The sequence below is a fragment of the Halomonas sp. CKK8 genome (assembly GCF_029625235.1).
Classification (GTDB): domain Bacteria; phylum Pseudomonadota; class Gammaproteobacteria; order Pseudomonadales; family Halomonadaceae; genus Halomonas; species Halomonas ventosae.
Genome location: NZ_CP121193.1, coordinates 3,412,890 through 3,425,916, shown reverse-complemented (window position 1 = coordinate 3,425,916; position 13,027 = coordinate 3,412,890). Strand labels below are relative to the sequence as shown.

The window sequence follows — 13,027 nt, the reverse complement described above, 5'->3', positions numbered from 1 at the left end:
GCCTCGGCCTCCCGCTGCCCTTCTTCGTGTCTCTTACTTGCAGGAGCATGGCTTGGTCGCCGTCACCGATCCCATCGATCTGCAGGCGCGTTTGCGCCCCCGCATCCAGCCCAGGCCCCGCGATGAGGCGCTCTATGCCCGTGCCCGCGAAGAGGGCCTGACCGAGCTTCAGGCCCGGGTGCTGGCGGGGCGGCTTGCCGGCTACCAGGGTGAACTGGCGCCGCTGGTCTCGCCCAGCCTGCGCCACCTGGCCCACCCCGAGAAACTCGCCGACGCACGGCGTGCGGCAGAGCGCATCGCCCAGGCGGTGGTGGATGGCGAGCATATCGGCATCCTCACCGACTACGACGTGGACGGCATCACCTCCCACGTGGTGATCCGTCGTACCCTGGTGGAACTCTTCGGGGTGCCCGAGGCCCGCCTGCACAGCCTGATCGGCCACCGCATCCATGACGGCTACGGCATCAGCCTGCCGCTGGTGGAGCGCACCCTGGCGCTCTCGCCGCGCCCGAGCCTGGTGATCACCGCCGACTGCGGAAGTTCCGACGAGCCGCGCATTGCCCGGCTCCGGGATGCCGGCATCGAGGTGGTGGTCAGCGACCACCACGCCCTGCCGTTGGAGGGCCCGCCGGCCTCGGCCTACGCCGTGGTCAATCCCACCCGCGACGACTGCGCCTATCCCGACCCGACCATCGCCGGCTGCATGGTGGCCTGGCTTACGATGTCGCTGACCCGCGGCGTGCTGGTCGAGTGGGGGGTGCTTCCCGAGGCCACGCCCAAGCTCTCGCCCTGGCTCTCCTACGTGGCACTGGGCACGGTGGCGGACTGCGTCTCCCTGGGCGGCAGCGCCGCCAACCGCGCCGTGGTGACCCATGGCCTGGCGCTGATCAACCGCATGGAGGCCGCCTGCTGGCGCGCCATGGCGGCACGCCTGGGGGCCGACAGCGTGCCCTTCGATGCCGAGACCCTGGCCTTCCAGATGGGGCCAAGGATCAACGCCCGTTCGCGGCTCGACGATCCCTATGCGGCGCTGCACTTCATGCTCGCGGCGGACGACGCCACGGCGGCGCGGCACCTGGAGACGCTGGATCAGGACAACCAGTCGCGCAAGGCGATCGAGGCGGAGATGGCCGAGGAGGCCAAGGCCCTGGCACTGCCGGCTTTGACGGCCGACGAGCCCGCCATCGTCGTCTTCCTGGCGTCGGGGCATCCCGGCGTGCAGGGCATCGTCGCCTCGCGGCTGGTGCAGGCCTTCGGCCGGCCGGCGCTGGTGCTGACCCCGGCAGCGGCCCCCGGCATGCTCACCGGCTCCGGGCGCTCCATCGAGGGGCTGCACCTGCGCGACGCCCTGCAGCGCACCTTCGCGCTGGCGCCCGAGGCGCTGCCGCGCTTCGGTGGCCACCGCGGCGCCGCCGGGGTGGGGGTGCCGCGCGAACACCTGGCGGTGTTCCGTGCGGCCTTCCTGCAGGCAGTGGGCGAGCAGCTTGGCGATACCGAGCTCTGCCCGCGGATCCTCACCGACGGCGAGCTGGCGCCCCATCAGCTCGGCCTCGCCACCCTCGACGAGCTCGAGCGGCTGGGGCCCTATGGCCGGGAGTTCGATGCCCCGCTGTTCCAGGGCGAGTTCCTGGTCGATGCGCTGAGACCTGTGGGGGCCGATGGCAGCCACCTGATGCTCGAGCTCTCCGCCGGGGCCGCGAGCCTGAAGGCCATCTGGTTTCGCGCCCTGACCCCGGGAGAGGTGCCGGCCTTCGGCGTCGGCGATCGCCTGCACTGTGCCTTCAAGCTCAATCGCAACCGCTGGCGGGGGCGCGAGAGCCTCCAGCTGATGGTCGAGCACGCCGAGCCACTATAAGGAAAGAGAGATGGATCCCCAGGAACTGCCCACCGACCCCCATCGCGCCCATGAGGACGTGATGGCGATGCTGGTCGGCACCCTCTTCGTCGCCCTCGGCGTCAGCTTCTATACCCAGGCAATGCTGCTCACCGGCAGTACCGCGGGCCTGGCCTTCCTGCTGCAGTACGCCACCGGCTGGCGCTTCGGGATCGGGTTCTTCCTGATCAACCTGCCGTTCTACTGGCTGGCCGTGCGTCGCATGGGCTGGTCGTTCACCCTTCGCACCTTCGTGGCCATCGGCCTGGTCTCGGTGTTCTCGGAGCTCACCGCCGGCTGGATCCGCATCGAGTGGCTGCAGCCGCTCTATGCGGCCCTGATGGGCGGCAGCCTGATCGGCATCGGCATGCTGGTGCTGTTCCGCCACCGCACGAGCCTCGGCGGCATCAACATCCTTGCGCTCTTCCTGCAGGACCGCTATGGCTGGCGGGCGGGCTACGTCCAGCTGGGCATCGATGCGCTGATCATGCTGGTCGCCCTGCTGGTGCTGCCGATCGAGCGGGTGGGCCTCTCGGTAGTGGGGGCGGTGGCACTCAACCTGATCATCGCGCTGAACCACAAGCCGGGGCGCTACATGGGCGTCAGCTGAGGCATGGTGGCTCAGTCGTTGGGCCAGACGACGGGCGTGGCCAGCTCCAGCAGGTGACTGTCGGGGTCACGGCCGGATAGAGAGGCAGGCTCTCGCGGGAGAGCGCTCTCAATAGTTGGGCCAGACCCCGGGGGTGGCCAGTTCCAGCAGGTGGCCGTCGGGGTCGCGGCCGGATAGAGAGGCAGGCTCTCGCGGGAGAGCGCTCTCAATAGTTGGGCCAGACGCCGGGGGTGGCCAGCTCCAGCAGGTGACCGTCGGGGTCGCGGAAATAGAGACTCTCTCCCCCTCGTGGCCAGTGGGTACGCCCCTCGATGGCAATGCCGTGATCCTCGAGCTGGCCCTCCCAGGCCGCGAGCTCGCGGGCGGCGATGGCGAAGGCGAGGTGCACCCGGCCGCTGCCGTCGTGGGGCGGGATGGTCCCCATCCCGTCGGGCAGCACTACGGTCTCCAGCGTCTCGCCGTGCAGGAAGAGCAGTAGCACCGAGCCGGCCCCGGCGTCATAGGCGGTGAAGCGGTGGTCGGCGTTGAAGGGCGAGAGTCCCATCACGCCTTCGAAGAAGGTCCGCGCCCGGGCCATGTCCTCCACGTAGAGCGCGGTCTCCAGTACGCCGTTGAGCTTCGGCATGGCCACCTCCGATCCTTGTATTTTTCTTCAGTCTAGCAAGGGTCAGTGCTGGCTCCCCCAGAACCACCAGGCGATCAGGGCGATCAGGGCCAGGCCGGCGAGATTGACGATCCAGCTCATCATGCGTCCTCCTGCTTCTGGTGGCTGTCGTTGTCGCCGCCCGCGGCCTCGCCGGAGGGGCGGAACAGGCGCAGCCGGTTGGCGTTGCTGACCACGGTGATCGAGGAGAGCGACATGGCAGCCCCGGCGATCATCGGCGAGAGCAGGGCGCCGGTGACGGGGTAGAGCACCCCGGCAGCGATGGGGATGCCCAGGGTGTTGTAGCCGAAGGCGCCCACCAGGTTCTGCTTGATATTGCGCAGGGTGGCCCGGCTGATCTCGATGGCGGCGGCCACGCCGTGCAGCGAGCCGCGCACCAGGGTGATGCCGGCGCTCTCGATGGCCACGTCAGTGCCCTGCCCGATGGCGAAGCCCACGTCGGCCCGGGCCAGGGCAGGGGCGTCGTTGATGCCGTCGCCTACCATGCCCACGACCTCGCCCTCGGCCTGAAGGCGCTCGATCTCGGCGTGCTTGTCCTCGGGCAGCAGGCCGGCGCGGAAGTCGTCGATGCCGACCTCCCGGGCGATGGCGGCGGCGGTATGCGCATTGTCGCCGGTGAGCATCACCACCTTGAGGCCGTCGGCCTGCAGGCGCTTCACTGCGGCGATGGTGTCATGACGCAAGGGGTCACTGATGCCGAACAGCGCGGCCAGCCGGCCATCCACCGCCAGGTAGACCACGGTGCGCGCCTTCTCCTCCAGTGCGCCGGCAAGGTCGCGGCCGCCGGAAAGGTCGATGCCGGCTTCCTGAAGCAGGCGGGCGTTGCCCAGCAGCAGCGCCCTGCCGTCGGCGGAGGTCGCCTTGACCCCGCCGCCGGTGACGGTGTCGAAGTCCCGGATCTCGCCGGGCTCGGCCTGCCGCTCTTCCGCGTGGGTCATCAGGGCGGCCGCGAGGGGGTGCTCGGAGCCGCGCTCCAGGGCCGCCACCAGGCCCAGCATGTCCCGCTCGTCGCCTTCGAGCACCTCCGATTCCGTCACCTCCGGCTTGCCCTCGGTCAGGGTGCCGGTCTTGTCCACCACCAGGGTGGTGAGCTTGCTGGCGGTCTGCAGGGCATCGCCGCTTCTCACCAGCACGCCATGCTCGGCCGCCTTGCCCACGCCGATCATCGTGGAGATCGGCGTGGCCAGGCCCAGGGCGCAGGGGCAGGCGATGATCAGCACCGTGGTGGCGGTGACCAGCATATGGATCACCCGTGGCTCGGCACCGAAGTTGAACCAGGCCAGTGCGGTGATCACGGCGATGATCATTACCGAGGGCACGAAGACGCTCGACACCTTATCGGCCAGCTGGCCGATGGGCGGGCGGGAGTTCTGGGCGCTGGCCACCTGTTCGGTGATCTGGCCCAGGCGGGTGTCAGCACCTACGCGCGTTGCAAGATAGACCAGCGAGCCCTTGCCGTTGACCGTGCCGGCGCTCACCTCGTCGCCCTCGCCCTTGCCCACCGGCAGGGGTTCGCCGGTGAGCATGGACTCGTCGATATGGCTCTGTCCCTCGGTCACCTCGCCGTCCACCGGCAGGCGCTCGCCGGGGCGCACGCGGATGCGGTCGCCCTCTTGCACCTCGTCGATCTCGACCTCGCGCTCCTCGCCGTCGCGGATCACCCGCGCGGTGCGGCTCTGCAGGTCGAGCAGCCGCTTGAGGGCATCGCTGGTCCGGCCCCGCGCCCGCAGCTCCAGGGCATTCCCCAGCAGCACCAGGCCGATGATCATCGCCGAGGCCTCGAAGTAGATGCCGCGGGCCACCTCGGGCAGCCAGGGCCCGACGGCCACCACCGCCATGGAGTACAGCCAGGCGGTGCCGGTGCCCATGGCGATCAGGGTATCCATGTTGGCCTGGTGGTGGCGGAAGTTCTTCCAGGCATTGACGAAGAAGTGGCGGCCCGGGAACACCATCACCGCCAGCGTCAGCACCCCGATTACCAGCCAGTAGAGCCGCCCGGCCCCCACCGGGTGGGGGTGGAAGACGAACATGCTGGCCATCAGCGGCAAGGCCAGGGCCAGCGACCAGGCGCTCCCCTTCAGGCGGCGGCGGTACTCCCGCTCGTCACGCTCGGCGCGGGCCTGCTCGGCCTCGCGCATGTCGACGATGGGCTCGGCACCGTAGCCCACGTCCTCCACGGCACGGACCAGGGCATCCGGGTCGGCGCTGCCGCGTACCTGGGCGGTATGGGTGCCGAAGTTGACCTCCGCGCCGACCACGCCGGGGGTGCGCTCCAGGGCCTGCTGGACGCTCTTCACGCAGCTGGCGCAGGTCATGCCGCTGATCGACAGCCGGCGGGTGGTGGCGCGCGCGCCGCTCTCTTCCGTCTCTGGGGCCTTGTCCTGCTCGGGCGCCGCCTCGGTGGAGGGACGCTCGGGCCCTTGCGCGGGGGCGGGCTCGGCAGCCTGCGACGCGCGAGCGGCCGGGTAGCCGGTCTGTTCCAGCAGCCGGTCGAGGCTGGCGCCCTCCAGGGCCGTCTCCACCGCCAGGCGCTTCTCGTCCGGGAAGCCGGTCACCTCGGCTTCCGGGTCCTCGGCCTGGATCGCCTTGCGCATCCTGCCCACGCACCCCTGGCAGCTCATGCCCGGCACGTTGCGCTCGTGGTGGCGCCGTCCTGCGGTCGGGTAGCCGGCCTCGGCCAGCGCCTCGTCCAGGGCCTCATCGGCGAGGGTGGTGGTGACCTCAAGGCGTTTCTCGGACGGGGTGCCGGTGACCTCGGCCTGCGCGTCCCGGGCCTGGATGGCCCGGCGCATGGTGGCCACGCAGCCCTGGCAGTTCATGCCGGGCACCTGGCGCTCCAGGGGCTGTCTGGCGTTCATCGGGTCTCCTCGCCGGTCTCGTGGCCGGCAGTGAGCGGTTCGGGAAAGCTCTCGATCAGGCGGCAGAGGCTGTGGCCGTCGGGGGTGCCGTCGGGCATCTCCTCCCAGGCGGCCAGGGCCTGCTCCATGCGCGAGGCCAGGGATTGCAGCTCGCGGATCCGTTCCCGGATCTGCGGCAGCCGGCTGGCCAGCAGGTCGCGCACCATGGGGCAGGGCGAGTCGCCATGGTCGGCATGGTCCAGGATGTCGCGGATCTCGGCCACGCCGAAGCCCAGGGTGCGGGCCCGCTGGATAAAGCGCAGCCGGTCCAGGTCACCCTGCCCGAACAGCTGGTAGCCGTTCTCGGGATGGCGCTCGGGATGCAGCAGCCCCTCGCGGGTGTAGTGGCGCACGGTCTCGGCGGTGACGCCGGCCAGGCGTGCCAGTTCGCTGACCTTCATGGTGGGGCCTCTCGGAGATGTCATGGCGCAAGTGTAAAACCCTTGGGTTACCCATAGGTCAAGGGGCGATGGAGTCCTGCCTAGCACGGGGGCATGAGTTATCTAAGTTAATGAAAGTTCAGGGAATGAAACGATCGTGCGACCAAAGTATTAGTTTTTTTTGTTTTCAAACGGCCGTTTGTGCTTGATCCCGAATGGAGGATTCGCAAACACTGCGGGTACGCCAGAACGTTCCACGACAAGCACCCAGCATCACCTACCCGAAAGGATGTCGAGCCCATGCACAACAAGTTCAACAAGCTCTCCCTCGCCGTGGCCATCGCCTCCACGGCGCTGATCGCCAGCCAGGTCTCCGCTTCCGGCTTCCAGGTCCGCGAGCAGAGCGCCAAGACACTGGCCAACGCCCTCTCCAACGCCACCGCGGGGGCCGAGGACGTCAGCTTCATGGCCTACAATCCGGCCGCCATCGGCAATATCGACGGCAACCAGGTCGCCGGCGGGGTGGCCTACATCGACGCCGATTTCGAGCTGCAGGACGCCACGGCTTCTAATGGGCCGATCGTCTATGGCGTCGACCAGTCCGGCCAGGGCGGTGAGACGGCCACGGTGCCGAGCTTCGCCGCCAAGACACAACTGAACGAGCGGTTCGACCTGGGCCTGGCCATCTACGCGCCCTACGGGCTCTCCACCAAGTACGATGAGGACTGGATCGGCCGCTACCACGCCGTGGAGACTGAGCTTAAGACGATCGACTTTCAGCCGACCCTCAACTACCGGGTGACCGAGCGCCTTAACCTGGCCGTCGGCCTGCGGGCGCAATATGCCGATGCGACGCTCTCCAATTCATTAGACCTCGCCTCCTTCGGGGCAAAGTCTGAACAGGAACAGGGGAATATTGCCCAAGCTCAAGCGTTGGCTTCCCAGGCAGGGCTTGCCGATGGCTTTGCCGAGGTCACCGGAGACGATTGGGGGTATGGCTATACCTTGGGCGCTCTCTTCCAAGTTACCGATAAGACGCGTCTTGGCGCCAGCTACCGCTCCGAGATAGACCTGACTCTCGATGGCGAGGTCGACTACAGCTCGGATAATGCCGTCGGCCAGCAGGTGCTTGAGGGCGCGCAGGCCCAGGGTCGCCTGCGCGATGGCGGGGGCACCGCCGACCTGACCACTCCAGCTAACCTGAATCTGGGCATCTACCACCAGCTGACCGATCGGCTGGCACTGATGGCCAATGCCGAATGGACCGAGTGGAGCAGCTTCGACGAGCTGGTGGTCGAGTTCGAGGATGGCACGGATAGCTCGACCACCGAGAACTGGGACGATACCTGGGCCTTCTCGGTGGGCGCCAACTATGCGCTGACCCCGCAGTGGCTGCTGCGTGCCGGCCTGGGCGTGGACGAGAGCCCGGTGCCCAGCGCCGAGTTCCGCACCCCGCGGGTGCCGGATGCCGATCGCCAGTGGGCCACCCTCGGCGCCACCTGGATGCCCACGCCCGAGCTCGGCATTACCGCCGGCTACATGCATGTCTTCGCCGACGATGGCGATATCGATCAGGACGGCAGTAAGGAAGAGAACGCGACCAAGGGTAGCCTGAACGGCACCTACGAGGTGGAGGCCGACGTCTTCGCCCTCTCGGTGGACTACCGCTTCTGAGCATCGAGCACGCGCCTGACCTCGAGACCCGGCTTCGGCCGGGTCTTGTCGTTCTGGCCCGCCGTCGGCGTGGGCATGGATGCGGCGCGGCGGCACTTTCGCTACAATAGGCGCCTTTTCCGTGCCGTCGGGGCCCTGGTGTCGAACCTGCGCCCCGTCGGCCATCGTTCCATCGCAGACTCGGATGAGCCCCATGCTGGAAACCAACCCGATTCACCACCTGATCAAGGACCTGTCTGAGCGGACAGACGTCCTGAGGGGGTATCTTTGACTATGCCGAAAAGAAGGATCGGCTAGAGGAAGTTACCCGCGAGCTAGAGGACCCCGACGTCTGGAGCGATCCGGACAATGCCCAGAAGCTCGGCAAGGAGCGGGCGACGCTGGAGGCGATCGTCGCCACCATCGACGAGCTCGACCAGGGGCTCGGCGACAGTCGCGACCTGCTCGAGCTCGCCGAGATGGAGGAGGACGAGGGCACCGTCGCCGAGGTCCACAAGGAGCTCGAGGGGCTGCAGGCCAGCCTCGAGAAGCTCGAGTTCCGGCGCATGTTCTCCGGCGAGATGGACGAGAACAACGCCTATCTCGACATCCAGGCCGGCTCCGGCGGCACCGAGGCCCAGGACTGGGCCAACATGCTGCTGCGCATGTACCTGCGCTGGGCCGAGCACCACGGCTTCAAGGCCGAGATCATCGAGGTCTCCGCCGGCGAGGTGGCGGGCATCAAGTCGGCCACCGTGCACATCCAGGGGGAGTACGCCTTCGGCTGGCTGCGTACCGAGACCGGCGTGCATCGCCTGGTGCGCAAGAGCCCCTTCGACTCCGGCGGCCGTCGGCATACCTCGTTCGCCTCGGTGTTCCTCTCGCCGGAGGTGGATGACAGCTTCGAGGTCGAGATCAATCCCTCGGACCTGCGCACCGATACCTACCGCTCCAGCGGGGCCGGTGGGCAGCACGTCAACACCACCGACTCGGCGGTGCGCATTACCCACGAGCCCACCGGCATCGTGGTGGCCTGCCAGAGCCAGCGCAGCCAGCACGCCAACCGCGACTTCGCCATGAAGCAGCTCAAGGCGAAGCTGTGGGAACACGAGATGCAGAAGCGCAACGCCGCCAAGCAGGAGGCCGAGGACTCCAAGGCCGATATCGGCTGGGGCAGCCAGATCCGCTCCTATGTGCTGGATGACCAGCGCATCAAGGACCTGCGCACTGGCGTGCAGTCGAGCAGCTGCGACAAGGTGCTGGACGGCGATCTGGACCCGTTCATCGTCGCCAGCCTCAAGCAGGGCCTCTAGCCCTGCCGCTCATGGCGGGGTGATGGGCCCCGCCGTGGCGGCGCCTTTCCCCGTCGCCGTTTTCCCGCCCCAGCCCAACTTGATGACAGGTAGTGATATGGCCAACGAGAGCCCCTCAGCGGATAGCCCGCAGAACGACGAGAACCGCCTGATCGCCGAGCGTCGTGCCAAGCTGGCAGCGCGCCGCGCGCGTGCCGCCGAGACCGGCGAGAGCGCCTTCCCCAACGACTTTCGCCGCGACAGCCTGGCGGCCGAGCTGGCCGATGAACTCGGCGACCGGGAGAAGGCCGACCTGGAGGCCCTGGACCGCCGTGCCGCCGTGTCCGGGCGGATCATGCGCAAGCGCGGGCCCTTCATCGTCATCCAGGACCCGTCCGGCACGATCCAGCTCTATGTCGACAAGAAGGGGCTGCCGGCCGAGGTGCTGGAGGACGTCAAGGGCTGGGATATCGGCGACATCGTGGCGGCCCGGGGGCCGGTGCACAAGTCGGGGAAGGGCGACCTCTACGTGATGATGGTGGAGGCCAAGCTGCTGACCAAGAGCCTGCGCCCGCTGCCCGACAAGTTCCACGGCCTCACCGACATGGAGGCGCGCTACCGCCAGCGCTACGTCGACCTGATCATGAACCCCGACTCGCGCAAGGTGTTCGAGACCCGCGCCGGGGTGATCAGCGCCATGCGCCGCTTCTTCGAGGATCGCGGCTTCATGGAGGTGGAGACCCCCATGCTGCAGCCGATTCCCGGCGGCGCCACGGCACGCCCCTTCGTCACCCACCACAACGCGCTGGACATCGACATGTACCTGCGCATCGCGCCGGAGCTCTACCTCAAGCGCCTGGTGGTGGGCGGCTTCGAGCGGGTCTTCGAGATCAACCGCAACTTCCGCAACGAGGGGCTCTCCACCCGCCACAACCCCGAGTTCACCATGATCGAGTTCTATCAGGCCCACGCGGACCACAACGACCTGATGGACCTCACCGAGGAGATGCTGCGCAGCGTGACCCGCAAGGTGCTGGGTACCACCACGGTGGTGAATACCGTGCGCAACGGCGAGGGCGAGGTGCTGGAGACCTTCGAATATGACTTCGGCCAGCCGCTGCGGCGGATCACGGTGTTCGATGCCATCCTCGAGTTCAACCCGGAGATTCACGCCGAGGCCCTGGCCGACGAGGCCGCCGCGCGCCAGATCGCCGAACGCCTGGACATCGACGTCAAGGACGGTTGGGGGCTGGGCAAGGTGCAGATCGAGATCTTCGAGAAGACGGTGGAGCACCGCCTGCAGCAGCCCACCTTCATCACCGAGTACCCCACCGAGGTGAGCCCGCTGGCGCGGCGCAAGGACGCCAACCCCTTCGTCACCGAGCGCTTCGAGTTCTTCGTCGGCGGCCGCGAGATCGCTAACGGCTTCTCGGAGCTCAACGACGCCGAGGACCAGGCCGAGCGCTTCCGCGCCCAGGCCGCGGAGAAGGAGGCCGGCGACCTGGAGGCGATGTACTTCGACGCCGACTACGTGCGGGCGCTGGAGGTCGGCCTGCCGCCCACCGCCGGCGAAGGCATCGGCATCGACCGGCTGGTGATGCTGTTCACCGACAGCGCCTCCATCCGCGATGTGCTGCTCTTTCCGGCGATGCGCCCCGAGGTGGAGTGATCGGGGCCAGAAGTGTTGGTAAGGGGCGGCCCGAGCACCCATAATGATCGTCGTTTCGACGTCGAGGAGACCGTGATGAAACTGCTCAACCGCTCCGCCCTGAGCGTCAGGCCGACCCGGCACTTCGTGGACTGGATCAATGCGCTCGAACCCACCATGGAGGGGGACGACCTGACCCTGGCCGACGTCGAACGCGAAAGTACCGTCTACCTGATCCCGGAGATGGACGCGCCCGAGGCCCTGGAGGCCTTCGTGCGCGAGCGCTACCTCGAGATCCTGGAGACCGAGCTGCGCGCCTGGGAAGAGGACGAGCGCCAGTGGCCGGAAGCCCTGGACTGGGCGCTCTTCCAGCGTTTCCTGCAGGTCGAGCACAGCTATCTGGCCATCGACCTCGACGACGAGGCAGCGCTGGAGATCTCCGAGGTGGATGACGCGCTGCTTCTGGAGACGGACCAGGACTGACCCTCCTGCCCGACAGCGCACATGGGAAACCGGCTTCGGCCGGTTTCCGCGTTATGGACCCCGAGTGATGGAAGCAGGATGAGCCGACTCTTCGATTCACGCCCCGGCGACGACGGCCTGCCGGGCCCCGAGCGCCGCCTGTCGGTACTGGCACTGATCCTCGGGACCCTGATGGCGGTGGTGGATACCACCATGGTCAATATCGCACTGCCCTCCATGGCGGCCGACCTCGGCGTCTCCGCGTCCCGGGTAGTGTGGGTCACCAACCTCTTCCAGGTCGTCTGTGCCGCCTTCCTGCTGGTCTTTGCCGCCCTCAGCGAGCTGGTCAGCCGTCGGCGGCTCTATGCTGCCGGGGTGGCGCTCTTCACCCTGGCGGCCCTGGGCAGTGCCCTGGCGCCGAACCTGGAGACCCTGCTGCTGTTCCGTGCCCTGCAGGGCCTCGGCGCCGCGGCGACCCTCTCCATCGGCCCGTCGCTCTATCGCTCGATCTTCCCCTCGCGGTTGCTCGGCAGCGCCCTGGGGCTCTCCGCCCTGGTGGTGGCCGGTGGCTACGCCGCCGGACCGACCCTCGGGGGGCTGGTGCTCTCCGTGGCCAGCTGGCCGTGGCTATTCGCCCTGCACGTGCCGCTGGGGCTCTGCGCCTCCTGGCTGGCCTGGCGGGCGCTGCCCCGGGAAGCAGGGCGGCGCGACGGTTTCGACTGGCGTGGCGCGCTCTGTTCGGTGGCCATGCTGGCGGGGCTCTTCCTCGGCCTGGACGGCGTCGGCCATGGGGCGCCGGCCTGGCAGGTGCTCGGCTGGCTGGCGCTGAGCCTGCTCAGTGCCGTGCTCTTCCTGCAACGCCAGCGCCGGGCCCGCCAACCGCTGCTGCCGCTCTCGCTGTTCGCCGAGCGACGCTTCACGCTGGCGGTCTCGGCCTCGGGGCTGGCCTTCGTCGGCCAGGGCCTGGCCTTCGTGGCACTCTCCTTCCTCTACCAGCAGGAGATGGGCTTCACGCCGCTGGAGACCGCCTGGATGTTCACCCCCTGGCCACTGGCGATCATGCTGGTGGGCCCCCTGGCCGGGCAGCTGGCCGACCGGGTCAACCCCAGCCTGCTCTCCAGCGGCGGCCTGGTGCTGCTGCTGCTGGGTCTCGCCGCCCTGGCCGGGCTCGATGCCGGGGCCGGCGTGGTGGACAGCCTGTGGCGCACGGCGCTCTGCGGGCTGGGCTTCGGACTCTTCCAGCCCCCCAACAACCGCGAGATGATGGCCAGCGTCCCCCGCGAGCGCAGTGCCAGGGCCTCCGGCGTGATGAGCACCACCCGTACGGTGGGCCAATCGCTGGGCGTGGCGCTGGTGGGGGCCTTCCTGGCCGCCGGCGCGCCGGTGCAGGCGACCCTCTGGGCCGGGGCGGGAGCCTGCGTGCTGTCGCTCGCGGCGAGCCTGGGGCGGGTATCGCTGGCTGGGCGGGCCCAGCGCGAGGCGCGGCGAGCCGAGCCGCTGCGGGCGTCGTCTGACCCGGACTGAAGGCGTACAATGGCCCCATCACTC

General features: G+C 68.6%; 10 protein-coding genes. 7 read left to right on the top strand and 3 right to left on the bottom strand.

Going from position 1 to position 13,027, the window contains the following annotated elements; all coding sequences use genetic code 11:
* The first annotated feature begins 52 nt into the window (after positions 1-52).
* Positions 53-1,855 (top strand): DHHA1 domain-containing protein, encoded by a 1,803-nt coding sequence (locus tag P8934_RS16125; RefSeq protein ID WP_278031930.1) that lies wholly within the window; start codon positions 53-55, stop codon positions 1,853-1,855.
* Positions 1,856-1,865: 10 nt separating this feature from the next.
* Entirely contained in the window at positions 1,866-2,483 is a 618-nt protein-coding gene (locus P8934_RS16120) for a YitT family protein (RefSeq protein ID WP_278031929.1), read from the top strand.
* Between the two features lie 205 nt (positions 2,484-2,688).
* On the opposite strand, the gene P8934_RS16115 is transcribed toward P8934_RS16120, so the two are convergent.
* From P8934_RS16115 to P8934_RS16105, 3 genes are all read right to left on the bottom strand, one after another.
* Positions 2,689-3,108 carry a VOC family protein gene (locus P8934_RS16115; RefSeq protein WP_278031928.1) on the bottom strand — a complete coding sequence of 140 codons (420 nt, stop codon included), beginning with the start codon at positions 3,106-3,108 and terminating at the stop codon, positions 2,689-2,691.
* Positions 3,109-3,227: 119 nt separating this feature from the next.
* A complete protein-coding gene (locus tag P8934_RS16110) occupies positions 3,228-6,005 on the bottom strand; it encodes a heavy metal translocating P-type ATPase (RefSeq protein ID WP_347403442.1) in 2,778 nt (925 codons plus the stop codon).
* The gene (locus tag P8934_RS16105; RefSeq protein ID WP_133637537.1) at positions 6,002-6,445 is read right to left on the bottom strand and encodes a MerR family transcriptional regulator; all 444 of its coding nucleotides are present in this window, start codon (positions 6,443-6,445) and stop codon (positions 6,002-6,004) included. The genes P8934_RS16110 and P8934_RS16105 overlap by 4 nt, the downstream gene beginning before the upstream one ends.
* Before the next feature lie 279 nt (positions 6,446-6,724).
* Between P8934_RS16105 and P8934_RS16100 the strand changes: the two genes are divergently transcribed.
* The 5 genes from P8934_RS16100 to P8934_RS16080 all read left to right on the top strand — a co-directional run bounded on the left by P8934_RS16100 (position 6,725) and on the right by P8934_RS16080 (position 13,003).
* Positions 6,725-8,098, top strand: coding sequence for an outer membrane protein transport protein (locus tag P8934_RS16100; RefSeq protein WP_278031927.1), 1,374 nt, complete (start codon positions 6,725-6,727; stop codon positions 8,096-8,098).
* Between the two features lie 193 nt (positions 8,099-8,291).
* Positions 8,292-9,390 (top strand): peptide chain release factor 2 gene (gene prfB / locus P8934_RS16095; RefSeq protein ID WP_347403441.1). Its coding sequence is split into 2 segments (ribosomal slippage): positions 8,292-8,366 and positions 8,368-9,390, totalling 1,098 coding nucleotides; the frame shifts between segments, so codons are not numbered across the junction.
* A 97-nt stretch (positions 9,391-9,487) separates the two neighbouring features.
* Entirely contained in the window at positions 9,488-11,038 is a 1,551-nt protein-coding gene (gene lysS / locus P8934_RS16090; RefSeq protein ID WP_278031926.1) for a lysine--tRNA ligase, read from the top strand.
* A gap of 75 nt (positions 11,039-11,113) precedes the next feature.
* On the top strand, positions 11,114-11,500 hold the full coding sequence (locus tag P8934_RS16085) for a hypothetical protein (protein ID WP_133637541.1): 387 nt from the start codon (positions 11,114-11,116) through the stop codon (positions 11,498-11,500).
* 78 nt (positions 11,501-11,578) lie between these two features.
* Positions 11,579-13,003, top strand: a complete 1,425-nt coding sequence (locus P8934_RS16080) for an MFS transporter (protein ID WP_278031925.1) — start codon at positions 11,579-11,581, stop codon at positions 13,001-13,003.
* Positions 13,004-13,027: the final 24 nt, after the last annotated feature.